This window comes from Microbacterium oleivorans NBRC 103075 (assembly GCF_001552475.1).
Taxonomy (GTDB): Bacteria; Actinomycetota; Actinomycetes; order Actinomycetales; family Microbacteriaceae; genus Microbacterium; species Microbacterium oleivorans.
The window spans coordinates 102,356-127,151 of sequence record NZ_BCRG01000002.1 but is presented as its reverse complement, the minus strand read 5'-3'; the positions used below and the strand labels follow the sequence as shown (position 1 = coordinate 127,151).

Genomic DNA, 24,796 nt, shown 5'->3' with positions numbered 1-24,796 from the left:
GCCCGTCACCTGCTCACTACTGTAGAACGCATGATCTCCGCCTCGGCCGACCCGACGACCGCGGCGTCCGAGTCCCCCGCCTCAGGAATGCTCTCGGACGCTTACGACCGCCTCGGAGTGCATCTGCACGACGGAGGCGGGACGCTGCGCGTCTGGTCGGGTGGCGCCACCGGCGTCGAGCTCGTCGTCTTCGACGACGACGACCCGGACTGGATCATCGACGCCCTCCCGCTCGCACCCGTTGGCGCGGGCGTGTGGGAGGTGGCGACTTCCTCGCTCCGGCCGGGTGTCCGGTACAGCGTCCGTGTGGACGGTCCGCACGGCCCGGGCATGACGTTCAACCCGGCGACGCTCCTCATCGATCCCTACGCACGAGGGCTCGTGGCACCCGGCATCAACTCGTGGCGTTCCGTCGTTGTCGACGAGTGCTTCGACTGGGCTGGCGTGTCCAAGCCCGCCACGCCTCTGGACCGGACGGTCATCTACGAAGCGCACGTCAAGGGTCTGACGAAGCGGCATCCCGGCGTACCCGCGGCACTCCACGGCACGTATGCGGGACTGGCCCACCCGGCGATGATCGAGCATTACCGGAGCCTCGGCGTGACCGCCGTCGAGCTCCTCCCCATCCACGCGTTCGCGAGCGAGCCACGCCTGTTGCAGTTGGGACTCACGAACTACTGGGGGTACAACTCCGTCGGGTTCTTCGCCCCGCACGCCGCCTACGCCACCGCCGCTGCGCAGGCCGAAGGACCGAGCGCCGTCCTCCGCGAGGTGAAAGGCATGGTGAAGCTGCTCCACGAAGCGGGAATCGAGGTGATCCTCGACGTCGTCTACAACCACACGTCGGAGCAGGGCCTCGGCGAGCCGCGCTCCAGTTTCCGCGGCCTCGACAATCGCGCCTATTACCGGCAGACGGACGACGGCACCTACGTCGACGTGACCGGCTGCGGCAACTCGGTGGACACATCCACGGATGCCGCAGCCCGCCTCGTCCTGGACTCGCTCCGCTACTGGGCGAACGAGGTTCAGGTGGACGGTTTCCGGTTCGATCTCGCGCCGACGCTCGGGCGGGATGCATCCCACTCGTTCACCGCGGAACACCCGCTCCTGCGGGCGATCATCGACGACCCGGCGCTCGCCGGCGTCAAGAAGATCGCCGAGCCGTGGGATGTCGGAATGGGGGGCTGGCAGACGGGTGCCTTCGGCGACGGCTGGAGTGAGTGGAACGACCGGTACCGCGACCGCGTCCGGAACTTCTGGCTGAGCGACATCGACTACTCCCGCCGCGCGGACGTCACCCCGGTGGGCATCGGCGGCTACGCGTCGCGCCTCGCGGGGTCGGCTAACACCTTCAGCGCAGAGCGAGGACCGCTGGCGAGCGTCAACTTCGTGACGGCGCACGATGGCTTCACGCTTCACGACCTCGTGTCCTACGACGTCAAGCGCAACGAGGCGAACGGCGAGCACGGACGCGATGGGGCGGACACGAACCGTTCTTTCAACCACGGCTTCGAGGGACCGACCGACGACGAGGGTGTCCTCGCGACACGGCGACGCGCGATGCGCAACCTCCTGGGGACACTGCTTCTGTCGGCCGGCGTCCCGATGGTGACGGCAGGGGACGAGATCGGTCGAACCCAGCAGGGCAACAACAACGCTTACTGCCACGACACCGCGCTCACGTGGTACGACTGGGGACTCCAGTCGTGGCAGGAGGATCTCCGGGCTCACGTCGAGGCGCTGACCCGTATCCGGCGCGAGAACCCCGCTCTCCGGCCGGTCCGCTTCGCCCACGCTGACAAGGTCGTCCCGAGCGCATCGGTGATCGACTGGTACGACGAGACGGGCCAGACGATGTCGGTCGACCAGTGGACCGACCCGTCACACCGCACGCTCCAGTACGACGCGCAGTCGACGCCCGAGCACGAGGCGCCGAACCGGACGCTGCTCGTCATCCACGGACGGGAGAACGGCACGGACATCACGCTCCCCTCGCTCGAGGGCGTGACGCGCTTCGTCAGGCTGTGGTCGAGCGAGGACGAACGTCCGTGCGGCGACGCTGCGGTCCGCGCACCGGGTGAGACGTTCGCGGCGGCGGGAACGTCAATGTACCTGTTCCGGGCCGAGTGATCCAGGCCCGTTTCCGGGTCCGCCCGGCAACGGTAAGTTCGGAACGTGGCCTCACAGATCTCCCCCGCTTCCGTCCGCAGCTCCGCAGAGATCCCCCTCCGCCCTGCGAAGGCGACCCGAAAGGATGCCGGCATCCGCAACGGCCGGATCCCGATCGCCTCCCATCGACCCAGTGTCCCCGGCGGCCGATTCGCACCGACGGCGTTCGTCGGCGAAGCTGTTCCGTTCACCGTGGCCGCCTTCCGCGACGGTCACGACCGCATCGGCGTTCACCTTCGGCTCACCGCCCCCTCGGGGACCGCGACGCTGCACCGCCTCGGCCCGCTCGATGACGGTTTCGACACCTGGCAGGTGCAGGTTGCGCCGCTCGAGCAGGGCACCTGGAAGTTCCGGTTCGAGACCTTCGCCGACGACTACGCGACGTGGCGCCACGCCGCGGATGTGAAGATCGCCGCCGGCGTCGACCCCATCCTGATGCGCGAGATGGGTGCGCGCCTGTTCGATCGCGCCGCCTCGGAGAAGACGCGTCCCAGTGACGAGAGGACCGCGCTCACGGCTGCCGCACGCGCCCTCCGCGATGACGCCGTCGATGATGCCGCAGCACTGATCGTCGTCCGCGATCCCGGCATCGCGCGCTTCTTCGCCGACCGTCCGGCGATCTCGCTGCACACCGTCCACGAGGAGAACGTCCTCCTCGTCGAACGCGAACGGGCGGGAGTCGGCGCCTGGTACGAGTTCTTCCCCCGCTCCGAAGGGGCGGTCCGGCGTCCCGACGGTTCCGTGCAGAGTGGCACGTTCCGAACGGCGGCAGGACGGCTCCCCGCCGTCGCCGACATGGGATTCGACGTCGTCTACCTGCCTCCGATCCACCCGATCGGGGAAGTCAACCGCAAAGGCCCGAACAACACGCTCGACGCCGGCCCGGGTGACCCGGGATCACCCTGGGCCATCGGTTCCGCCGCGGGCGGGCACGACGCGGTCCACCCCGACCTCGGCACTCTCGAGGACTTCAGGGCGTTCGTTGCGGCAGCCCAGTCGCACGGTCTGGAGGTCGCTCTGGATCTCGCCCTTCAAGCAGCTCCCGATCACCCCTGGGTGACCGAGCACCCAGAGTGGTTCACGACGCTCCCGGATGGCTCGATCGCATTCGCAGAGAACCCGCCGAAGAAGTACCAGGACATCTATCCCATCAACTTCGACGACGATCCTCAGGGGATTCGCGCGGAGGTTCTGCGCGTGGTCCAGCACTGGATCCGCCAGGGGGTGAACATCTTCCGCGTCGACAACCCGCACACGAAGCCGCTTCAGTTCTGGGAGTGGCTCATCCACACGGTGAACGCCGAGCACCCCGACGTGGTCTTCCTGGCGGAGGCGTTCACGCGTCCGATGCCCATGCGCGCGCTGGCACAGAGCGGCTTCCAGCAGAGCTACTCGTACTTCACGTGGCGGAACACGAAGGAGGAACTCGAAGAGTTCTTCGCGTCGATCTCCGATGAGACCGCCGACTTCATGCGTCCCAACCTCTTCGTGAACACGCCCGACATCCTCACCGAGTACCTGCAGTTCGGTGGACGCGCGGCCTACCGCATCCGTGCCGCGCTCGCCGCGACCGCAGGCGCCAACTATGGCGTGTACGCGGGCTACGAGCTCTACGAGAACGTGGCCCGTCCCGGTGCGGAAGAGAACATCGACAACGAGAAGTTCGAGTACAAGGTGCGCGATTGGGCCGCAGCCGAGGCGTCCGGCGATTCGCTCGCGCCGTTCCTGCGTCGTCTGAACGAGATCCGACGCGCACATCCCGCCCTGCGTCAGCTGCGCGGGCTTCACCTCCAGGGAACCGACGACGACGCGATCCTCGCCTACGTCAAGAGTCTCCCGGCGGCCCTTTCCCCCGCCGGCGAGGTCGACACGATCATCGTCGTCGCGAACGTCGATCCGCACTCCGCGCGCGAGACGACGGTGCACATCGACTCCGAGGTCTGGGGCCTTCCCCGCGGGCACGACTACGACGTCGAGGACCTCCTCACCGGCGCCCGCTGGACCTGGAACGAACACAACTACGTCCGACTCGACGCGTTCGCTGAACCCGTCCACATCCTCCATGTGAAGGCACGCTCATGACCCGTCCTGACGAATCGATCCTGGATGCCGTCGGTGCCGGCGCCTACCACGCGCCGCACGACGTGCTCGGCCCCCACCGCGACGGCGACGACTGGGTCATCCGTGCCCGGCGTCCCTTCGCCCAGACGGTGACCGCCGTCCTCTCCGACGGCACGCGCGTGGAGCTCACGCACGTCCGCGCGGGCGTGTGGGAGGGCTCCGCCGATACCCAGCCGACCGCCTACGACATCGTCGCGACCTACGAGGGCGCACCCGAGTACCGGATCGACGACCCGTACCGCCACCTTCCCACCCTCGGGGAAGTCGACCTGCACCTGATACGCGAGGGGCGTCACGAAGAGCTCTGGAACGTCCTCGGCGCTCACGTGCGTCACTACGACGCGCTGAGCGGCGTCTCCTTCGCGGTGTGGGCCCCCAACGCCCGAGCCGTCCGCGTCGTCGGCGACCTGAACGGCTGGGACGGAACCCAGCACGCGATGCGGTCGCTCGGCTCCAGCGGTGTGTGGGAGCTCTTCGTCCCGGGCATCGGGGTGGGCTCGGCCTACAAGTTCGAGATCTTGACCGCCGACGGCCAGTGGATCATGAAGGCCGACCCGATGGCCCGGCGCGCCGAGGTGCCGCCTGCGACGGCATCCGTCGTCACCGAGAGCGAGTACACGTGGTCCGACGACGAGTGGATCTCCGCTCGCTCGACGGGGTCGCTGCACGACAAGCCCATGTCCACGTATGAGCTGCACCTCGGCTCGTGGCGGCCCGGACTCGGCTACCGCGAAGCGGCTGACGAGCTGGTCGCGTACGTCGGCGAGCAGGGCTTCACGCACATCGAGTTCCTGCCGCTCGCCGAGCACCCGTTCGGCGGGTCGTGGGGCTACCAGGTCACGGGCTACTACGCCCCCACGAGCCGATTCGGCACTCCCGACGAGCTCCGCTACCTGATCGACCGCCTCCACCAGGCCGGTATCGGCGTCATCATGGACTGGGTGCCCGGGCACTTCCCGAAGGACGCGTTCGCGCTGGCACGCTTCGACGGGGTTCCACTGTACGAGCACCCCGACCCGCGTCGCGGTGAGCACCGCGACTGGGGCACATACATCTTCGACTACGGCCGCAACGAGGTCCGGAACTTCCTCGTCGCGAACGCGCTGTACTGGTTCGAGGAGTTCCACGTCGACGGTCTCCGCGTCGACGCTGTCGCGTCCATGCTTTACCTCGACTACTCCCGCGAGGAGGGCGAGTGGGAGCCGAACATCCACGGCGGCCGCGAGAACCTCGAAGCGATGCGGTTCCTGCAGGAAGTCAACGCGACGGCCTACAAGCGTTACCCGGGGATCGCGATGATCGCCGAGGAATCAACGAGCTTCCCCGGCGTCACCGCCCCCACCAGCCAGGGCGGCCTCGGGTTCGGGTTCAAATGGAACATGGGCTGGATGAACGACTCGCTCGTCTACATGGGTCGCGATCCGCTCTACCGGGCCCACCACGAAGGCGAGTTGTCGTTCTCGTTCGTCTACGCGTTCAGTGAGAACTTCGTTCTGCCGATCAGCCACGACGAGGTCGTGCACGGCAAGGGATCACTGTTCACCCGCATGCCCGGTGACCACTGGCAACAATTGGCCAACATGCGCGCCTTCCTCGCCTACATGTGGGGCCACCCCGGCAAGCAGCTGCTCTTCATGGGGCAGGAGTTCGGCCAGATGTCCGAGTGGTCGGAGGGGCGGGGCCTCGATTGGTGGATGCTGGACCAGCCGGCCCATCAGCAGCTGCAGCACTTCGTGTCTGCCCTCAACCACACCTACCGCGCGGAGGCGCCGCTGTGGTCTCGGGACAGCGACGGTGAGGCGTTCTCACGGGTGTGGCCGCACTCCCCCGACAGCAACGTCCTCGGTTTCGCGCGTCGCGACAACGACGGCGGCACGGTCGTCGTGCTGTGCAATTTCGCCGGCTCGCCGCGTCACGACGTGGAGTTCGCGATGCCGGAGGTCGGCACCTGGACCGAGGTCCTCAACTCCGATGCGCAGGAGTTCGGCGGATCCGGCGTGGGCAACTTCGGTGGGGTGATGACGGATGCCGAGGGCACCGCGCGCGTCGCACTCCCCCCGCTCGGCGTCCTCTGGCTGCGACACCAGGGCTGACAACGAGATCGGGTCCGGGCGTGAGCCCGGACCCGATCTTCGTCAGAACAGCAGACTGGCGAGACGACTGCGTGCGCGGATGACGCGCGGGTCGGCGTCCCCGACCACGCCGAAGAGCTCGAGGAGTCGCACCCGAACCGGTGCGCGCTCGTCACCCGGGAGCTCGGCGAACAGGTCGAGCAGGCGCGCGAAAGCATCGTCGACGTGACCACCGGCAAGGTCGAGATCGGCGACGTCGAATTGCGCCTGGACGTCTCGAGGGGCGGATGCCGCCGCAGCGCGCGCTGCCGTGAGGTCCAGGTGTTGCACGCGGGCGAGGAGGTGCACCTGTCCGAGTCCCGCTCTCGCGTCCTCGTCGTGAGGATTCTCGGTGAGGGCCTGCTCGTAAGCCGTCGCTGCTGCGGCGTAGTCCCCCGCCTCGATGGCGTCGAAGGCCGCCTGGTGCAGCGGCGGAAGGGCAGCAGGCTGCTCCTCCTCCCCCTCCGCAGGAGGCCCATCCAGGGGGATCGTCCCCGTCACACCGTGCTGCGCAGCGAGCTGCAGAAGCTGCGTGAGGACCTCGCGCACTTGCCCTTCGGGCACGGCCCCCGTGAACAGCTGGACCGGTTGCCCGGCCACGAGGGCAACCACGAGCGGGATGGACTGCGCCCGGAAACTCTGTGCGAGCTGCGGGTTGGCGTCGACGTCGACCTTGGCCAGCACGACGCGGCCCGCGAGTTCGGTGATGAGCTTTTCGAGGACCGGGCTCAGCTGCTTGCACGGCCCGCACCACTCGGCCCAGAGATCGACGACGACGGGAACCGTCTTCGACAGCTCGAGGACCTGTCCGAAGTCGGCATCCGTGACGTCGAAGATGAGACGGGATGCCTGTGCCTGCCCGGCGGGCTGGGAACCCGAGGGCGCGGGGGGCGCGTCCGCGGGGCGATTCCGCAGGGATGAGAGATCGACGGCGCCGCGCAGGACGGCGCCGGGGGCGGGAGTACTCACTCTTTCTTGACCACCTTGGCGTCGAGGACGTTGGAACGGGAAGCGAGCAGCTGGATCTTCTGGTTCGACCCCTGGGCCGGAACGAAGAAGTACAGCTGATCGGTGTAGCGGGTTCGGAATCCGGTGCTCGACTGAGAGACACCGGATAGAGCCTTCACCACGACATTGTCGCCCAGCTTGATCACAGCGTCGCCGTCGGTCGGAACGATCGTCTCGTTCTCGGTCACTGTGACGGCCACGATCGCGCCGCTGTCGAGGGTGACGAGCGAGAGCGGGTCGGACGATCCGGCCTCCGCCTTGAAGGACACCCGACCGGTCTCCTCGCCCGTCTTGTTGAAGTTCTTCAGCAGGGTCGCGCGGTTCTCGGCGACGAGAGGTCGGAAGGTGTCGGTCTTCTCGTCGAACATGCTCGCGAACTCGCTCTTGGCGCCCTTGTCCAGGACGTTCGCGTAGGCGGCCGCGAGACTCTCGGGTGCCATGAGGAGGAAGGGAGAGTTCGGCTCGACCGCGACCGCGCCGACGTACGGAGCGGCGAGGTTCATGCTGGCGTCGGCGCGGAGGCTGGACACGTACGCCACCTTGTACTCCGCCCACGGGCTCTCCTGCGTCGCGGTCATCACAGTGGCCACTCCGTCCGCGTCCTCGACCACGGCGAGGAACATCCGCGGCCAGTCGTTCTTCGCCTGGGGCAGGAAGGCGGTCATGTCGCCCGAAGGGAGGGCGGGCAACGCCTCAGCTTTCGGCAGCTTCTTGCGGAGACGGTAGTTCGTCTCCCGCTCGACGAGCGCGGGACCGGTGAGACGCTCTGCTGCGGCCTTGGGGTCGTTCGCCTTGTCCGCCGCGGCGACCTTCTCCGAGATGCGCGCGAGAATTCGTTCTGCCTGCGTCTCCGTGACGGCAGGCGCACCCTGTCCCTCGGGGACGATGACGGACGGAGTCGGGGACGCCGTCGGAGCGGGCTGCAGGTCGGGCCATGATTCGGGGGAACACCCCGTCAGAGCGATTCCACCGATCAGGACGGCGGAGATCGCGACGAAGGGGCGCCGCTTCGATCCCAGACGCCGGCGACCAGGCGCGGCGGCGATCACGCCCTTCTCCGCCTGTTCGATGGACAGGTCGATCGGCTGGGTCGCCGTCAACGGCAGCCCCTTGCGACGGGGGCCTCGCGATCGCCGGACGTGACGAAGCGCGAGGACATAGAGGACGAGGCCGATCACGGCCATCACGATGCCGCCGACGAGAAGCGGCCCCGCCCAGGGTGTCGTGGCACCTGTCGGCCATGTGACGCTCATCGTGGACGGCGCGGCAGCCGTCCCGTCTGAGGCGACCAGGACGCTCATGTCCGTCGGCAGACGCAGCGTGGTGGCCAGCGAGCGGTCCTGCTCGAACTCCTGGAGCCACAGGTCCGACCCCTCGGGCGTCGCTGTCGGAGACGCGCCCTCGACGGGAGCGGATGCCGCTACGGTCTTCGCCACGGGCGCACCCTCGCGGTTCAGGGTGACGTGCTCGTAGCTGGACGGCGCCAGCCAGGCGCTCACGTCCTGAGTCCGCCCGTAGGCCATGAACACCTCGTTATCGCCAGCGATGCGCAAGGTCTGCGCGCCCGGATGGCTGGCGAGGACCGACCCGTCGATGAGGACGTACGGTGCGCTGCCCTCGGTGGCGATCTTGGCCGTCTCGGTCTCGGGCGCTTCGAGGATCGTGCGCTGCGCGATGCTCGCACCGATCATCAACGTGGCCAGCACGAAGGCGATGATCGCCCACACGAATCTCACGAACCGCCGCCCTCCTCCAGCCGGACTCAGGGGTGCGCGGCCGATCTTCGACGTTCCAGCCTAGCGAACGGCGCTGGCAAACGCGTGGGAGGGCGTCGCTGCCCGTGCATCGGCTATGAGAGAACTAGGGTGAGTGCAGACCTGGGAAAGGGCAGTCGTGAAGATCCAGCATGCGTTCCGTACCGCGCTCGTCGCCACCCTCGGCGTGGGTGTCGGCATCCTCATCCTCACCGGAGTGCAGACACTCTCGACGGTGCTTCTCTACATCGGCACCGCACTGTTCCTGGCCCTGGGCCTCGACCCGATCGTCTCGTTCTTCGAGCGGCGAGGCCTGCCGCGTTGGGGAGCCCTCCTGGCGACGTTCGCGGGGCTCGTGGCGATCGCCACGGCCCTGGTGCTGATCGTCGTCCCCGTCCTCGTCGACCAGATCGCCAAGCTCGTTCAGCAGATCCAGCGCCTCGTCGACAGCGCCATCGACGGTCAGTGGAACCCCATCGCCGTCGTCAGCACATGGCTGTCGGACACGTTCCCGTTGCTCCAGGTCGACATGGTCCTGAAATACGTCAACGACTGGTGGAGCGGTCTGGACTTCGCTGACATCGGCACCTCGCTCGGGTCCGGCCTGCTCTCATTCGGTGCCGGCATCGTCGCCGTCGCGACCGGAACGATCATCGTGCTGATCCTCACGATCTACTTCACGGCCTCCATGCGCTCCCTCAAGCGTTCGGTCTACCAGCTCGCCCCGGCATCCAAGCGCGAGCGCTTCGTCGACCTCTCCGAGCAGATCACCGCTTCCGTGGGCTACTACGTCATGGGGCAGGTCGTCCTGGGAGCGATCAACGGCATCCTGAGTGCCATCTTCCTCACCATCATCAAGGCGCCGTTCCCGGCGGTCCTCGCCGTCATCGCGTTCTTCTTCTCACTCATCCCTCTCGTGGGCACGCTCACGGGTTCGGCGATCATCGTGATCGCGTGCCTCGGCCTCGCGTCGCCGCTGACCGCGCTGGTGGCACTCATCTGGTACCTCGTCTACATGCAGGTGGAGGCGTACTTCCTCTCGCCGCGCATCATGAGTCGGGCCGTCTCCGTACCGGGCGCAGTCGTCGTCATCGCCGCCCTCGCCGGCGGGTCGCTCCTCGGCCTGCTCGGCGCGCTCATCGCGATCCCCGTCGCTGCGAGTGCGCTGATCATCTACCGCCAGGTGCTGATCCCCCGCCAGAACGAACTCTGATCAGGCGATCCGCCAGCACGCCGTGTGCCAGTGGCGCCGAGCGGCGAGGTCGGCGGCATCGCCCAGCACCCCGTCGGCACGCCAGACGACGACGTGAGCCGTTCCCGCGGGCACGGTCCGTCCACACCCCGGACAGATGTAGTCCTTCTGCGCTTGTGCAGCAGATACGGGTTGCACGGTCCATTCCGCCCCACGACGCTGCTCCGTCCGTTTCCACCCGGCAAGGAGGCGGTCGAACGAGGCGTCGGGGCCGGTCGGCTTACGGCGATTCGAGCGAGGCATGCGGCTCAATACCAGCCTGAGCGCTGCGACTTCCCCCATGCGCCGCAGGGGGTTCCGTAGCGCCCCTGAATGTAGCCGAGACCCCAGGTGATCTGCGTGGTCGGATTGGTCTCCCAGTCCGAGCCGACCGAGGCCATCTTGCGTCCTGGAGTCGCTTGGGCGATGCCGTAGGCGCCGCTCGAGGCGTTGTAGGCGTTGACCCGCCAGCCCGATTCCTTCTTCCACAGCGCGACGAGGCAGGCGAACTCGGAGTCGCCCCATCCCCGCGATGTCACCATGTCGTACGCGATGGCCTGCGCGCTGCCGGGATTCGGCGTGACGAACGGAGGGCTCCAGCCCGACGACGACCGCGACGACGACCCTGAAGAGGACTTCTTGCCCGGCGGGGGCGTGGGGGTCGGCGTCGGGGTAGGCGTCGGCTTCACGTAGACCGTGTACTCACTGGCGCGGTCCAGCTCGATCGACGGGGCGTCGCCCGCCTGATACCGCTGCGCGTCCTCCACCGCGGATGCGTACAGCGACATCGGGTCGAGTTCGGTGGCCTCAGCCGTGTTGGGAAACGAGACGAGTGGAACGAGGGATGCGGCCACGAAACCCGCCGTGGCGAGGACCGAGAAGGCCGCGAGCACGCCGCGCCGCCGAGACCAGCGGGGGGTTGCTGTCGGACGACGGGGACCCTGCGCGGACCGCGACGCGAGGCTCGCGCGCGACGGGAGGATCTCATTGCCGGAAGTCACAGTTCCCCGATCATATCCGCGGCCACGGACCGTCGCCACGCCGTCATCCGACGGACTGCATCACGTCCACGACGGAATCCAGGACGGCATCCACCTGCGCTTCGTCGTAGCCACGCAACTGCATGCGGAACGCGACGGTGCGTACCTGCTCGATCGTGAGTCCTTCGCCTGCTTCCAGATACCGCGCGATCCGACCCGCCACGAGATCGACCTCATCGACGCGGTATCCGAAGCGCAGCGGCGAGACTCGGCGGAACCGGTGCCGCGCCGGGCGCGAGAGCCGGTTCAGGATCTCCTGCGCGAGAGCACGGGATGCGCCCACCCAGGCGCGCGCGCCGCGCTGCGACATGGCAGCGGCCCGCTCACGCTGGGCAAAGGCGTCCTCGATGCGGGCGAGGGCGGCATCGACAGCGTCCACCGCATATCCCTCACGCACGAGGGGAAAGGCTGCCGCACGGATGTCGTCCGAAGTCAGCGTCGCATCGTCCGCCTCGAATGCGGCACGCGCCGACGCAAGGAAGGCGTCCACGGCATTCGGTTCGTATCCCTTTCGACGGCCGGGGGTCGTGAGGAAGGCAGCGGTCGAGGTCAATTCGCTCATGAAAGTGCACTCAAAGGGTTCAGGAGGATGTACAGCGCGAGGCCGGGCACCAAGGACGGGAGGATGGAGTCGAGACGGTCGAGCACTCCCCCGTGCCCGGGCAGGAACGAACTCATGTCTTTGATCCCCAGGTCTCGCTTGATGAGGGACTCACCCAGGTCGCCGACCGTGGCGGACACCAGGATCGCGGCGCCGAGCACAAGACCGGCCCACAGCGGAATCTGAAGCATCAGCACACCGAGCAGTCCACCGGCGACAAGGCTGACGACGACCGCGCCGGCGAAGCCTTCCCACGTCTTGTTCGGGCTGATCCGCGGTGCCATCGGATGCCGACCGAGAGCAACTCCGCTGGCATAGGCCCCTGTATCGACGGACACGGCGATCACCAGCACCGCGAGCAGCCAGAGCTCACCGTGCTCCTGTCGAAGGATGACGAGAGCGAGGCTTCCGTGGAACACGACATAGAGCTGGACGAGCGACCCCGCGAGGACATCGCTGACCACCTCCCCGTAGCGTCTTCCGTCACCCGCCGCCATCTGCGCGACGAGCCGCCAGACGATCACGAGTACCACGGCGGCGAAGATCACGAACCACTGCGTGAGATACCCGACGAAGGCGGCCCCGAGAACAAGGACTCCTGCACCCAGCTGGGCAGGGAGATCGATCCGCCGGCCCGCAGCCTGCAGGGCACGCGTGAACTCGAATGCCCCCATGAGGCACAACGGGACCGCGAACGCGATGAACGCCCACTTCCAGAACAGGAGCGACCCCAGAACAACGGCACCGATGGCGAGGCCGATCAGCGTCGCCATGATGAGGTTGCGTCCCGAGCGCGCGTTCAGTCGCTCATTGGCCTCTTCGAATTCAACGCGGGCGCGCTCGATCTGGCTCTCGAACTCGCTCCGCGCTGCTCGCACATGCGCCTGGAAAGACGACGGATCTCCCGGGGTGTCACCACCCCGCCGCAACTCGGATCGACTCGGGGGCACGACCGGTCCGGGCGCGCTCCCCGATGCGTCTTCGGACATGGCGCTCTCAGACCTCGAGGAGTTCTGCCTCTTTGCGCTTCAACGCCTCGTCGATCAGATCGACGTGCGTCTTGGTCACGGCGTCGAGTTCCTTCTCCGCACGTGCGAGGTCGTCATCGCTGACCTCACCCTTGAGGGCGTCGAGCTCGTCCTTGGACTTGCGCCGGATCCCGCGAACATGGACCTTCGCGTCCTCTGCCTTGCTCTTGACGAGCTTGACGTACTCCTTGCGACGGTCGGCCGTCAGCTCGGGCATCGTCACGCGGACGACGTTGCCGTCATTCGAGGGGTTCGCACCGAGGTTCGGCATGTCGCGGATCGCCTGCTCGATGGCCTTGAGCGCTGACTTGTCGTAGGGCGTGATCACGAGGGTGCGCGCCTCGAGCGCGTTCAGTGACGCCAGCTGCGCCAGCGGGGTCGGCGTGCCGTAGTACTCGACCATGATCTTCTGGAAGAGCTGAGGGTTCGCGCGCCCGGTGCGGACGGTCGAGAAGTCCTCTTTCGCAGCCTCAACGGCGCGGTCCATACGGGTCTTCGTGTCGGCCAGGGTCTCGGCGATCACGGTCTCTCCATTCGTCGGTACGTCCGGTTCAGTCTAGTCGGCGGGATGCCCCGGACTCAGACGCTGACGAGCGTGCCGATCGATTCTCCGAGGAGTGCGCGGGTCACGTTGCCCGCGGGCTCCATGCCGAACACACGCATGTCCATGCCGTTGTCCATGCACAGGCTGAACGCCGTCGAGTCGACGACCTTGAGCCCGCGCTGCAGAGCGTCCCGGTAGGTGATGGTGTCGAGCTTCTCAGCCGTGGCATCCTTCTTCGGGTCGGCGGTGTAGACCCCGTCGACCCCGTTCTTGGCCACGAGGACCTCGACCGCATCGATCTCGAGTGCGCGCTGGGCGGCAACGGTGTCGGTCGAGAAGTAGGGCAGCCCGGCGCCGGCGCCGAAGATCACGACGCGGCCTTTCTCGAGGTGTCGCTCCGCACGCCGCGGGATGTAGGGCTCGGCGACCTGGGTCATCGAGATGGCCGACTGCACGCGGGTGGCGGCACCTGCCTGCTCGAGGAAGTCCTGAAGCGCGAGTGCGTTCATGACCGTGCCGAGCATGCCCATGTAGTCGGCACGACCTCGATCCATGCCGCGCTGGCTCAGCTCGGCGCCGCGGAAGAAGTTTCCGCCGCCGACGACGACCGCGACCTCGACGCGATCGACCGCTGCGGCGATCTCCTGGGCGATCTGGCTGACAACGTCGGGGTTGACCCCGAGCTGCCCTGCGCCGAACGCCTCGCCGGACAGTTTCAGAAGGACGCGACGGCGTCCGGTGTTCTCATCGATCACGCGGGGATCCTCTCGTCTAGGGGGAGACTATCGAATGGCATGGAAAAGGGGTTCGCATCATTCGATGCGAACCCCTCGGCCATATACTTACGCGCCGACCTTGAAGCGGGCGAAGCCGGTGATGGTGATCCCGGCATCGGCCGCGACCTTGGCGACGGACAGCTTGTTGTCCTTCGCGTAGTCCTGGTCGAGCAGAGCGACCTGCTTGAAGAACGCGTTCACGCGGCCCTCGACGATCTTCGGCAGAGCAGCCTCGGGCTTGCCCTCGTTGCGCGAGATCTCGGTGACGATGTCACGTTCCTTCTCGACATCGGCCTCCGGCACCTCGTCGCGCGAGAGGTACGTCGGGTTGGCGAACGAGATGTGCTGCGCGATGGAGCGAGCAGTCTCGGCGTCGTCACCCGAGTACGCGACGACGACGCCAACCTGCGGGGGCAGGTCCTTGCTCGTCTTGTGCAGGTAGACCTGGAACGCGTCACCCGTGAGGGTGCGGACGCGACGCAGTTCGACCTTTTCGCCGATGATCGCAGCCTCGTCCGAGATGAGGTCGGCGACCGACTTGCCGCCGGCATCGGCAGCGAGAGCGGCCTCAGCCGAGTCGGCGCCGGCAGCGGCAGCGGCGTCGAGGACCTGCTCCGACAGAGCGATGAAGCGGTCGTTCTTCGCAACGAAGTCGGTCTCGGTGTTCAGCTCGATGAGCGTCACCTTGCCGTCCTGCTCGCGTGCAGCGATCAGGCCCTCGCTCGTCGAGCGGTCGGCACGCTTCGCGTTGCCCTTCGCGCCCTTGAGGCGGAGGATCTCGACGGCCTTCTCGAGGTCGCCCTCGGCCTCCTCGAGCGCCTTCTTCGTGTCGACCATTCCCGTGCCGAGCTGCTCGCGCAGCGCCTTGATGTCGGCGATGGTGAAGTTTGCCATGGGTGGCGGCTCCTCAGTAGTTGGGGTGTTGTGTTCCGATGTCAGCGCCCCGCGGGGGGCGGGGCGCTGACAGGAAGATCACTCGGCGGACTTGGCCTCGGCGGGAGCCTCGGTCGCGTCCTCGGCGGGAGCCTCGGTCGCTTCCTCAACCGGAGCCTCGGTTGCCTCGGCGGCGGGAGCGGACTCCTCTGCAGCCGGGGCGTCAGCCTGCTCGGCGGGAGCGGACTCGAGGAGCTCGCGCTCCCAGTCGGCCAGCGGCTCGGCCTCGGCCGACTCGTCGGTCGGGTTGTGGCGCTGGATGAGACCCTCGGCGGCAGCGTCGGCGATGATGCGCGTCAGCAGGCTGACCGAACGGATCGCGTCGTCGTTGCCCGGGATCGGGAACTGGAACTCGTCGGGGTCGGCGTTCGTGTCGAGGATTCCGATCACGGGGATGCCGAGCTTCTGAGCTTCGCTGACCGCGAGGTGCTCGCGCTTCGCGTCGACGATCCAGATCGCCGAAGGCGTCTTGGTGAGGTTGCGGATACCGCCGAGCGACTTGTGCAGCTTGTCGAGCTCGCGCTTCTTCAGCAGCAGCTCCTTCTTCGTGAAGCCGCTCTCAGAGGGGTTCTCGAAGTTGAGCTCCTCGAGCTCCTTCATGCGTGCGAGTCGCTTGGAGACGGTCGAGAAGTTGGTGAGGAGGCCACCGAGCCAACGCTGGTTGACGAAGGGCTGGCCGACGCGCGTGGCCTGCTCGGCGATGATCTCCTGCGCCTGCTTCTTGGTACCGACGAACAGGACGGTGCCACCGTGGGCAACGGTCTCGCGGACGTACTCGTACGCCTTGTCGATGTACCCGAGCGACTGCTGCAGGTCGATGATGTGGATGCCGCTGCGCTCTGTGAGGATGAAGCGCTTGACCTTCGGATTCCACCGGCGGGTCTGGTGTCCGAAGTGGACGCCGCTGTCGAGCAGCTGGCGAATGGTGACGACGGCCATGGCCGTTCTCCTGTTCTGTGTGGTTGATCGCGCCGGACCGATGGTCACGACGAGCCTGGTGCCCGGCACGCACCCGCTCCGGGAGGAGACCGTTGGGTGGGGATGCCGCGTCTTCGATCGACATGGTCGAATCGAGCCACTCTGGGCACGCGTAGTCACCCCGACAAGCGAGGTGCCCCATCAGCATAGCAACAACGGCGCCTCCTCCCCCGCGCGGTGCCCCGGTGCCCCATCCCCGACTCACTCGCCCCCGGGCGGCCCGATGGTCATGACTCTGAGGATGGGTCAATGCGCCACCTCCGCTTCCTCACCCTCGTCACCCTTGTCGCCAGTATGAGTCTGGCGAACGCTCCGGCGGGGCGCGGAGCCGACGATGCTCCACCCGATTGGCGCCTGCCGGCGGCGGGTGCGAGCGTGCTCAGACCCTTCGAGGCGCCGGCCCACGAGTACGGACCAGGTCACCGCGGTATCGACATCGGTCCGGCCGACGGGGCGGTCCACGCTCCCGCAGCCGGGGTCGTCGCCTTCGCGGGAACCGTGGTCGACCGAGGGATCGTCACCATCGACCACGGCGGCGGGTGGGTGACGAGCGTCGAGCCCGTCGCAGCGACGGTGACGGTCGGAGATGTCGTCTCCGCCGGGGACCCGATCGGCGAACTCTCCCAGGGCGGTCACTCGCTGCCCGGGACCCTCCACGTCGGCGTCCGACACGACGGCGAGTACGTGAATCCGCTGCTCCTGCTCGGGCGCGTCCCACGAGCGATCCTGCTGCCCTGCTGCTGAGCGGCGCCCGCCTACGCGCGGGGATGGGCGAGCCGGTACGCCGCGGTCAGCCGCTCAGTGGAGACGTGCGTGTAGATCTGGGTCGTGCCGAGGCTCGCGTGCCCCAGCAGTTCCTGTACAGAGCGGAGGTCCGCGCCACCGTCGAGGAGATGCGTGGCGGCGGAGTGCCGGAGAGCGTGGGGACCCACGGCATCCGCTCCTACGACGGGGCCAACGGTTCGCCGGACAACCTCATATGCGGTGCGGACCCCCAGACGTCCGCCGCGGGCGCCCAGGAAGAGCGCGGTCGTGGGGGGATCGGTCATGAGCGTGGGGCGCCCACGGACGATCCATGCGTCCACGGCCTTCGCCGCCGGGGCGCCGAAGGGCACGACACGTTCTTTGCCGCCCTTGCCGAGCACGCGGACGGTCGATGCCGAGCGGTCGAGCGATTCCAGGTCGAGGCCGCACGCTTCCGACACCCGGAGCGCGGCTCCGTACAGGACCTCCAGGAGCGCCGCGTCGCGGAGAACGATCGGGTCGCCGGACTCGTCGGCCGCAGCTCGGAGCCCGTTGAGGACGTCGTCGAGCGATGTCGACGTGGCGACGGTCGGCAGTGTGCGACCGCGTTTGGGGGTCACCAGTCGGAGAGTCGGATCGTCGGGGCGGAGGCTCTCTCCCAGCGCCCACCCGAAAAGCCCGCGCGCAGAGGCGGTTCTCCGCGAGACACTGGCGCGCGCGATGCCGTTCTGGGCCGCGGACCACAGCCATTCGCGCAGGTCTTCGACATCGATCTGCGCGATCTCAGGGTCACCGAGGAATGTCGTGAGATCGGCGAGATCCGACCGGTACGCACGCACCGTCGCAGCCGACAGGCGGCGCACGCGCTCCACCTGCTCGATGTAGAGCTGGACCGCCGCGGACATACGCACGCTTTCAGGATGCCGCGTGCGCGCCGCGCGTGCGGGAGGCGTGCCGATCAGGCGCGGACCGTCACGACGGTGACGTCACCCGCCGCCACCCCTCCGGACCGCGCCGTGCCCGTCCGTCCAGCTCCAGGATCGCGAGGAGGCCGCGGATCTCGTCGATTCCGAACCCCGCGCGGCGGGCGACGTCGTCCGGCTCGCGCGGACTGCGAACGCTCAATGCGTCGAGCACCCGGGTCCGATCGTCCGTCCGCCCGCTCGTGACAGGCTCGGCCGGACTTTGCGCGCCGAGGAGCTCGGACGCGTCGTCGGCCGACGTGACGCAACGTGCGTCGTATTCGCGGAGCAGGCGGTGGCAGCCCGCGGAGGCCGCGCTCGTCACCGGCCCCGGAACAGCACCGAGAGGGCGCCCCAAGGCAGCCGCGTGCCCGGCCGTGTTGAGCGAGCCGCTGCGCCATCCCGCTTCGACGACGACCGTCGCATCGCTCAAGGCGGCGATCAAACGATTCCGCTGCAGGAAGCGCCATTTGGTGGGCGGCGTGCCGCAGGGAACCTCGGCGACCACGACGCCGGGACCCCTCGCGATCCGACCGAGCAGATCCGCGTGCCCCGCCGGATAGGGGCGGTCTACGCCGCCGGCGAGGACCGCGACCGTGACGCCGTCGACAGCGAGCGTCGCTCGGTGAGCCAGCCCGTCGATCCCGTACGCGCCGCCGGATACGATCGTCGCGCCGCGGCGGGAGAGATGCGTCGCGAGTTCTCCCGTGACGTGCTCGCCGTATCCCGTCGCCGCCCGCGCACCGACCAGTGCAAGGGCACTATCGCCGGCGAGAGAGGCGACGTTCCCGCGGGCCCAGAGGGCTCGGGGAGCGTGGAGGCCGAGGTCATCGACGCGAACCGGCCAGTCCGGGTTCCCCGGCACGAGAAGGCGTGCCCCCACGTGCCTCGCGCTGTCGAGCGCATCCTCTACGGAAGACAGACGCGCCTGCCACCGGCGGCGGCCGGCCTCGAGCGCGGCGTTCGTCGTACCGCCGGAACCCAGTCCTGCTTCGACAGCTGCGATGACCCCCCATTCGGCGATCAAGGCGCCGGCCACCCCGTCCCCCGGCTCCGTCACGCACGACCAGATGGCGTGCGCGTAATGACGGGCGGCGGCACCGTCGTCGTCGAGCACCTCCGGTGCCACGAGTCCGGTCAGCTTGGCCCGGACCTCACGCGAGCGGGCGGTCAGCATGTCGATGCTCCCCGCTTGAGGTACAGCGCTCCCCCGATATCGGCCGCGCTCGGACGATCTCTGCCCGCCAGGTCGGCCAGTGTCCACGAGACGCGGAGCACACGGTCGTAGCCGCGCAAGGTGAGGGAACCGCGATGAAGCGCGTCGTCCAGCGGACGAGTGATCGCGGGGTCGGGCCGGAGCGGGCCCGAACGCAGCCATGTTCCGTCGACCTCGCCGTTAGTCCGCCACGGAGTCTCGTGCAGGCGCCGCAGCGCCCGTTCGCGCGCGACGGCGACGCGTTCGCGCCCCACAGCAGTCGTCATCTCGGCCGCAGTGCTCTGGGTCGCAGAGACCCGCTGCAGTCCCAGCTCGATGTCAATCCGGTCGATGAGCGGGCCGGACAGTCGGCCGAGGTAACGCCGGATAGCGAGCGACGGACACGAGCACGCTCCACCGGGAACGCCATAGTTGCCGCACGGACACGGATTGGTGGCCACCACAAGCTGGAATCTTGCCGGTAGGACCGCTCGGAAACCGACACGGTGGATCTCGATGCAGCCCGACTCCAACGGCTGGCGGAGTGCGTCGAGCGCGTGCCCGCTGAACTCGCCCGCCTCATCGAGGAACAGCACTCCCCCGCTCGCGCGAGCGATCGCCCCCGGCTGGAGCGTGCGACTCCCACCGCCGACCAGGGCGACCGCCGATGCGGTGTGGTGGGGTGCCTCGAAGGGAGGCCGTCGCTGCAGCGCCGTCACAGGGAGTCCCGCGAGCGATCGAATCGACGCGACCTGGAGCGCAGTGCCGTCATCGAGATCGGGAAGGAGCCCGGGCAGCCGCTTGGCGAGCATCGTCTTCCCGGCCCCAGGCGGGCCGCTCATGAGCAGGTGATGCCCGCCGGCGGCCGCGACCACCAGCGCTTCGACGGCATCCCGCTGCCCGATCACATCCGCGAGATCCGGCGTCTGGATGTCCTCGGCGGGAGTGCCCTCAGGCGCGGGCACGGGATCCGTCAGCACATCGGGAACGTCAAGACCGTGGGCTCGCGCCACGTCGCGAAGGCTGATCGCGCCGCGCACCTCGATCCCCTCGACCAGCTCGGCTTCCGACAGGTTGCCGTGAGGAACGATGACCCTGCGGAAGCCGGCTCTCGCGGCCGCCATCACGGCGGGGAGCACTCCGGACACGGGTCGGAGACGCCCGTCCAGTCCGAGCTCCCCGAGGTGGACGGTTTCTGCGAGTGACTGTCGATCCAGAGGCGATTCCGTCGCCACGGCCGCGATGGCGACGGCGACGTCCAACGCGGATCCGCGTTTCGGGAGGTTCGCCGGCGACAGGTTGACCGTGACATGGCGACGAGGCAGCGGGAGATCACTGTTCGCGCAGGCGTTGTGGACCCGCTGCTGAGCTTCTCCGAGAGCCTTGTCTGCGAGACCGATGATCGAGAAGCCCGGAACCTGATTGGACAGGTCGGCTTCGACTTCGACGATGTCTCCCACAAGACCAGTCAGCACCACCGACCACGTTCGGCCGAGACTCACCGGAGATCCTCGAGGTGCTCGACGACGGCGGTCTCGGGGTCGGGTCCCGTGACGCCGATGACATCGAGTCTGAGGCGGCGACCGCGCGCTGCATCAGGGTGCGCGACCACCCACGCGGCGCCCAGGCGCCACAGCCGGTCGCGCTTTCGAGCGTGCACGGCGGCGAACGGATGACCGAACCATTCCCCGCGCCGGGTCTTCACCTCGACGATGATGAGCTCGCCGCCTCGCGCGGCGACGATGTCGATCTCACCGTTGCGACTTCGCCAGTTGCGGTCGAGGATGGTGAAACCCTCAGCCCGGAGGTACTTCTCCGCGCGCTCTTCGCCTGCCCGGCCGAGGTCGTCTTTCGCTGCCATTCCCCCACTCTGGGGAGGTCAGCGGATCGACGGCATGCCGTAGGCCACGTCAGTGGACGAGGGGTCGAGTCGTGCCGCTGGGGAGAAGACTCAGCCGTCGAGGGAGAGTTCTTCGGGCAGCTGGAAGTCGCGGCGCTGCAGCTCTTCGACGTTGACGTCCTTGAAGGTGAGGACCCGAACCGACTTGACGAAACGATCCGCTCGGTAGATGTCCCACACCCACACGTCATTCATCGAGATCTCGAAGTAGAAGTCGTGCTCCGTGTCCCGGCGGACGACGTTGACCTCGTTGGCGAGGTAGAACCGACGCTCGGTCTCGATCACGTACTGGAACTGACCGACGACGTCGCGGTACTCCTTGTACAGGGCCAGCTCGAGTTCGCGGTCGTAGTCCTCGAAGACTTCGTCATCCATGGTGACTCCATCCTATGCGGGCGCTCGGCCGGGTCGAGCCGGCGTCGGCGTGAGATCTAGAACAGGGTCGGTGCCGCCGCGATCGCCCACGATGCGCGATGGTGAGCGCTCAATCCATGATGCTCGATGGCTGCGCGATGCTCGGCGCTCGCGTACCCCTTGTTCCGGCACCAGCCGTAGACGGGCGCTGCCCCGTCCAACTCGCCCATGTGATCATCTCGCGCGACCTTGGCGATGACGGATGCGGCCGAAGCCGAAGCGCAGTCGCGGTCGGCCTTGATGATCGGTTGTACGCCCCGCCCGATGGCGGCGACCGGACTGATGTAGTCGTAGTTGCCGTCGAGGATCACAAGCGCATCCTGGACATCGACCCCTTGCCTCCCCAGGTCTTGGATCGCTCGGACGGCGGCGAGCCCGAGCGCCCGCATGATCCCCACGTCATCGACCTCGGCCGCCGTCGCCCACCCCACCGCGTGAGCGGGTACCCACGCTCGGGCGCGCTCGGCGACGTCCGCACGACGCGGCTCCACGATGAGCTTGGAGTCACGGAGACCCTGAGGGATCCGGCGGCGGCTGAAGGCAGCATCCGCGGCCACCGCACCCACGGCAACCGGGCCTGCCAAGGCCCCTCGGCCGACCTCGTCGCACGCGATCACGAGAGCGTGCTCGCGTAGCAGGCGTCGCTCGAGCGTCAGAGTCGGCGCGACGACCGCCATCACGGCTTCGGAACCCCGCTGAAGACCTCGTGGTGAGAGTCGATCGTCCCGAAGCGGTCGAAGGGCCAGGTGATGAGGAAGGCGCGACCGACGATGTTCTCGATGGGTACGAAACCGCGGCCCGGCTGATCCTGCTGGTAGCGCGAATCCTGCGAGTTGTCGCGATTGTCTCCCAGCACCCATATCGACCCCTCCGGGACGGTGACGTCGTAGTCGAACTCGTCCGGAGCCGATTGAGACGGGTCGAGGTCGAGGTAGGCGTTCTCGTCAATCGGCACACCGTTGACGGTCACCTGGCCGATCGCGTTGCAACAGACGACGTGGTCGCCGGGAAGTCCGATGATCCGCTTGATGAGGTGGTCCTCGCTGTCGGACGCGGTGAGCCCGACGAGCGAACCCAGCCAGTCGAGAGCCGCCGTGAGTGGAGGCTGCTCCGGCTGATAGGTCGCGGGCAACCACCCGCCCGGGTCGCGGAAGACCACGACGTCACCGCGTTCGTAGCTTCCGAAGCGCGGGGTCAGCTCGTCAACGAGGATCCGGTCCCCCTTGAGGAGGGTCCGCTCCATCGATCCGGAGGGGATGTAGAACGAGCGCACGAGGAACGTCTTGACAAGGAAGGACACGAGGATCGCGACCACCAGGATGACAAGGACGTCACGGATGAACGGCCACGGACCGCGGCGCGAACGGCCGGGAGCGTCACTGTCGAGCGCGGGCGACGGGGAGTCGGTGGTCATGCTGTCCTTCACCGGTGCCGGGGTTCGGCGACCATCCACCAGCGTCGCACATGACGGCCGCTGCGAGCATCGAAACACCCGGGAACGACGGATGCCCCGAGACCATCGTCCCGGGGCATCCGTCACAGAAGCGCTTAGCGGTCGCGCTTCTCCTTGATCTTGGCCTTCTTGCCGCGGAGCTCGCGCAGGTAGTACAGCTTCGCGCGACGCACGTCACCACGCGTGACGACCTCGATGTGGTCGATCACGGGGCTGTGCACGGGGAAGGTGCGCTCGACGCCGACCTGGAAGCTGATCTTGCGAACAGTGAAGGTCTCGCGGACGCCATCGCCGGAGCGACCGATGACGACACCCTGGAAGACCTGGATGCGCGAGCGGGAGCCCTCAGTGATGTTGACGTGCACCTTCACGGTGTCGCCGGCGTTGAAGACGGGGATGTCGGACCGCAGCGAGGCTGCGTCGACGGAGTCGAGGATCTGCATGATCGTCACTTCCTGCGACCGCCACAGGTCGACCGCGAGAGTTAGAGGAGAAAGGATGTGGTGCCCTGTCGGCGCCTGAGCGGCTCCGAACTCCCCTGAGGCAGAGATCTGTCAGGGCACAAGTGCCCATTCTGCCATGAATGCAGACGGGGGCCAAACCTTCTCAGCGCAGCGGGTCGCGCTTCTCCTCCAGGACCACCACCGATGGGTCGGCGCGGCCCAGGTCGGCGGCGGCCGTGTAGCGACGAAGGATGACGGACGGACCGGCCTCCTGCAGCAGCTGACGCAGCGACGACCAAAAGACTGCGAAGAAGACCACGGTCGCGGCGATCAGCAGGGGCCAGAACCAGGCTTGATTAAAGAGGCCGACGCCGATCGTCAACACGTGCCAGAACCCGACCCCCGCGGCATCCCACCAGGACACGGTGCGCGTGTGGCGGACCGTCCCACGGGAACGGATGAGAAGGGTCAGGACGAGCTGACCCACGAGGACCGAGGGGATGGCGACAATCAGGACCCACGCGAGCGCCCATCCACCCGCATCCGAGACGATCCATCCGATGAGCAGCCACAGCGGCAGGACGACCGCGCTCGGGAGGAGCCAGAAGAAGAATCCGCGACGCAGAGGCATCCTCTGATGCTACGCCGACACGGGCGAACGGTCTTCGGCGGTGCCGCGCTCAGTCGGCGAGGAGATCCGGGCGCCGCGTCCGGGTGCGCTCGATCTGTTGCTCGCGGCGCCATTGCGCCACACGTCCGTGGTGACCGCTGAGAAGCACGCCGGGAACGTCGTATCCTCGCCACGACGCGGGCTTCGTGTACGAGGGGTACTCGAGAAGACCGTCCTCGTGCGACTCCTCGACGAGGCTGTCGGGATTGCCGACAACACCGGGGACGAGTCGGCCCACGGCTTCGATCATCGCCATCGCCGCGACCTCGCCGCCGTTCAGGACGTAGTCACCGAGACTCACCAACCGGACTCGGCCGATCGTGGCGGCGTACGCGAACACGCGCTCGTCGATGCCCTCGTATCGGCCGCAGCCGAACACGAGATGCTGCTCGGCGCTCCACTCGCGCGCCGTGGCTTGGGTGAACCGTTCCCCGGCAGGCGATGGGAAGACGAAGAGCGGTCCGGATGCCGCATCCGCCGCCTCCCCCTCATCGAGAGTCGCGATCTCATCGAGGGCCAGCGCCCACGGCTCCGGCTTCATGACCATGCCCGCGCCGCCGCCGTACGGCGTGTCGTCGACCGTGCGGTGGCGATCAGTCGCGTGGTCGCGAAGGTCGTGGACGCGGATGTCGAGCAGTCCCGCACCGCGGGCGCGGCCGAGCAGCGAGACTTCGAGGACGTCGAAGAAGGCCGGGAAGATCGTGACGACGTCGATGCGCAC

General features: G+C 67.8%; 25 protein-coding genes. 5 read left to right on the top strand and 20 right to left on the bottom strand.

Annotated features, from left to right (window positions below):
* Window positions 1-30: 30 nt before the first annotated feature.
* The 3 genes from glgX to glgB are packed head-to-tail and all read left to right on the top strand — an operon-like array spanning window position 31 to window position 6,383.
* A complete protein-coding gene (glgX, locus tag MO1_RS03190; protein ID WP_036309150.1) occupies window positions 31-2,130 on the top strand; it encodes a glycogen debranching protein GlgX in 2,100 nt (699 codons plus the stop codon).
* A gap of 45 nt (window positions 2,131-2,175) precedes the next feature.
* Entirely contained in the window at window positions 2,176-4,251 is a 2,076-nt protein-coding gene (locus tag MO1_RS03185) for an alpha-1,4-glucan--maltose-1-phosphate maltosyltransferase (RefSeq protein ID WP_060915206.1), read from the top strand.
* Window positions 4,248-6,383 carry a 1,4-alpha-glucan branching protein GlgB gene (gene glgB, locus MO1_RS03180; RefSeq protein WP_060915205.1) on the top strand — a complete coding sequence of 712 codons (2,136 nt, stop codon included), beginning with the start codon at window positions 4,248-4,250 and terminating at the stop codon, window positions 6,381-6,383. The genes MO1_RS03185 and glgB overlap by 4 nt, the downstream gene beginning before the upstream one ends.
* A gap of 42 nt (window positions 6,384-6,425) precedes the next feature.
* Here the strand turns inward: glgB and MO1_RS03175 are convergent, their stop codons facing one another.
* The gene (locus MO1_RS03175) at window positions 6,426-7,370 is read right to left on the bottom strand and encodes a tetratricopeptide repeat protein (protein ID WP_036309156.1); all 945 of its coding nucleotides are present in this window, start codon (window positions 7,368-7,370) and stop codon (window positions 6,426-6,428) included.
* Complete coding sequence (locus tag MO1_RS03170; protein WP_174520540.1) at window positions 7,367-9,145, bottom strand: DUF8094 domain-containing protein; 1,779 nt, start codon at window positions 9,143-9,145, stop codon at window positions 7,367-7,369. The genes MO1_RS03175 and MO1_RS03170 overlap by 4 nt, the downstream gene beginning before the upstream one ends.
* A 157-nt stretch (window positions 9,146-9,302) precedes the next feature.
* On the opposite strand from MO1_RS03170, the gene MO1_RS03165 reads away from it, so the two are divergent.
* Window positions 9,303-10,376, top strand: a complete 1,074-nt coding sequence (locus MO1_RS03165) for an AI-2E family transporter (RefSeq protein WP_036309159.1) — start codon at window positions 9,303-9,305, stop codon at window positions 10,374-10,376.
* Here MO1_RS03165 and MO1_RS03160 read toward each other — a convergent pair whose 3' ends face one another.
* The 8 genes from MO1_RS03160 to rpsB form a co-directional block, all read right to left on the bottom strand.
* Entirely contained in the window at window positions 10,377-10,658 is a 282-nt protein-coding gene (locus tag MO1_RS03160; protein ID WP_036309161.1) for an Rv1322 family protein, read from the bottom strand.
* A gap of 5 nt (window positions 10,659-10,663) precedes the next feature.
* A complete protein-coding gene (locus MO1_RS03155; RefSeq protein ID WP_036309163.1) occupies window positions 10,664-11,395 on the bottom strand; it encodes an aggregation-promoting factor C-terminal-like domain-containing protein in 732 nt (243 codons plus the stop codon).
* Window positions 11,396-11,438: 43 nt separating this feature from the next.
* On the bottom strand, window positions 11,439-11,996 hold the full coding sequence (locus tag MO1_RS03150) for a DivIVA domain-containing protein (RefSeq protein ID WP_036309165.1): 558 nt from the start codon (window positions 11,994-11,996) through the stop codon (window positions 11,439-11,441).
* Complete coding sequence (locus MO1_RS03145) at window positions 11,993-12,913, bottom strand: phosphatidate cytidylyltransferase (RefSeq protein ID WP_235186034.1); 921 nt, start codon at window positions 12,911-12,913, stop codon at window positions 11,993-11,995. Before MO1_RS03145 ends, MO1_RS03150 begins: the two co-directional genes overlap by 4 nt.
* A 118-nt stretch (window positions 12,914-13,031) precedes the next feature.
* Window positions 13,032-13,586, bottom strand: a complete 555-nt coding sequence (gene frr, locus MO1_RS03140; protein WP_036309169.1) for a ribosome recycling factor — start codon at window positions 13,584-13,586, stop codon at window positions 13,032-13,034.
* 56 nt (window positions 13,587-13,642) lie between these two features.
* The gene (pyrH, locus tag MO1_RS03135; RefSeq protein ID WP_036309170.1) at window positions 13,643-14,362 is read right to left on the bottom strand and encodes a UMP kinase; all 720 of its coding nucleotides are present in this window, start codon (window positions 14,360-14,362) and stop codon (window positions 13,643-13,645) included.
* An 87-nt stretch (window positions 14,363-14,449) separates the two neighbouring features.
* The gene (tsf, locus tag MO1_RS03130; RefSeq protein ID WP_060915204.1) at window positions 14,450-15,277 is read right to left on the bottom strand and encodes a translation elongation factor Ts; all 828 of its coding nucleotides are present in this window, start codon (window positions 15,275-15,277) and stop codon (window positions 14,450-14,452) included.
* A 78-nt stretch (window positions 15,278-15,355) separates the two neighbouring features.
* Complete coding sequence (gene rpsB, locus MO1_RS03125; RefSeq protein ID WP_036309173.1) at window positions 15,356-16,255, bottom strand: 30S ribosomal protein S2; 900 nt, start codon at window positions 16,253-16,255, stop codon at window positions 15,356-15,358.
* A 288-nt stretch (window positions 16,256-16,543) separates the two neighbouring features.
* On the opposite strand from rpsB, the gene MO1_RS03120 reads away from it, so the two are divergent.
* A complete protein-coding gene (locus tag MO1_RS03120; RefSeq protein WP_060915203.1) occupies window positions 16,544-17,038 on the top strand; it encodes a murein hydrolase activator EnvC family protein in 495 nt (164 codons plus the stop codon).
* A gap of 11 nt (window positions 17,039-17,049) precedes the next feature.
* Here the strand turns inward: MO1_RS03120 and MO1_RS03115 are convergent, their stop codons facing one another.
* From MO1_RS03115 to trmD, 10 genes are all read right to left on the bottom strand, one after another.
* Complete coding sequence (locus MO1_RS03115) at window positions 17,050-17,943, bottom strand: tyrosine recombinase XerC (RefSeq protein WP_036309178.1); 894 nt, start codon at window positions 17,941-17,943, stop codon at window positions 17,050-17,052.
* Between the two features lie 67 nt (window positions 17,944-18,010).
* Window positions 18,011-19,177 carry a DNA-processing protein DprA gene (dprA, locus tag MO1_RS03110; protein ID WP_060915202.1) on the bottom strand — a complete coding sequence of 389 codons (1,167 nt, stop codon included), beginning with the start codon at window positions 19,175-19,177 and terminating at the stop codon, window positions 18,011-18,013.
* Window positions 19,171-20,697, bottom strand: a complete 1,527-nt coding sequence (locus MO1_RS03105; protein ID WP_060915201.1) for a YifB family Mg chelatase-like AAA ATPase — start codon at window positions 20,695-20,697, stop codon at window positions 19,171-19,173. The genes dprA and MO1_RS03105 overlap by 7 nt, the downstream gene beginning before the upstream one ends.
* The gene (locus MO1_RS03100; protein WP_060915200.1) at window positions 20,694-21,056 is read right to left on the bottom strand and encodes a YraN family protein; all 363 of its coding nucleotides are present in this window, start codon (window positions 21,054-21,056) and stop codon (window positions 20,694-20,696) included. The genes MO1_RS03105 and MO1_RS03100 overlap by 4 nt, the downstream gene beginning before the upstream one ends.
* A 90-nt stretch (window positions 21,057-21,146) precedes the next feature.
* Window positions 21,147-21,470 (bottom strand): DUF2469 family protein, encoded by a 324-nt coding sequence (locus tag MO1_RS03095; RefSeq protein WP_036309185.1) that lies wholly within the window; start codon window positions 21,468-21,470, stop codon window positions 21,147-21,149.
* Window positions 21,471-21,526: 56 nt separating this feature from the next.
* Complete coding sequence (rnhB, locus tag MO1_RS03090) at window positions 21,527-22,186, bottom strand: ribonuclease HII (RefSeq protein WP_060915199.1); 660 nt, start codon at window positions 22,184-22,186, stop codon at window positions 21,527-21,529.
* Window positions 22,186-22,923 (bottom strand): signal peptidase I, encoded by a 738-nt coding sequence (gene lepB, locus MO1_RS03085; RefSeq protein WP_174520539.1) that lies wholly within the window; start codon window positions 22,921-22,923, stop codon window positions 22,186-22,188. Before lepB ends, rnhB begins: the two co-directional genes overlap by 1 nt.
* Window positions 22,924-23,057: 134 nt before the next feature.
* Entirely contained in the window at window positions 23,058-23,405 is a 348-nt protein-coding gene (gene rplS, locus MO1_RS03080; protein WP_036309189.1) for a 50S ribosomal protein L19, read from the bottom strand.
* Window positions 23,406-23,568: 163 nt separating this feature from the next.
* On the bottom strand, window positions 23,569-24,036 hold the full coding sequence (locus tag MO1_RS03075; protein ID WP_060915197.1) for a hypothetical protein: 468 nt from the start codon (window positions 24,034-24,036) through the stop codon (window positions 23,569-23,571).
* A 49-nt stretch (window positions 24,037-24,085) separates the two neighbouring features.
* Window positions 24,086-24,796 (bottom strand): tRNA (guanosine(37)-N1)-methyltransferase TrmD, encoded by a 711-nt coding sequence (gene trmD, locus MO1_RS03070; protein ID WP_060915196.1) that lies wholly within the window; start codon window positions 24,794-24,796, stop codon window positions 24,086-24,088.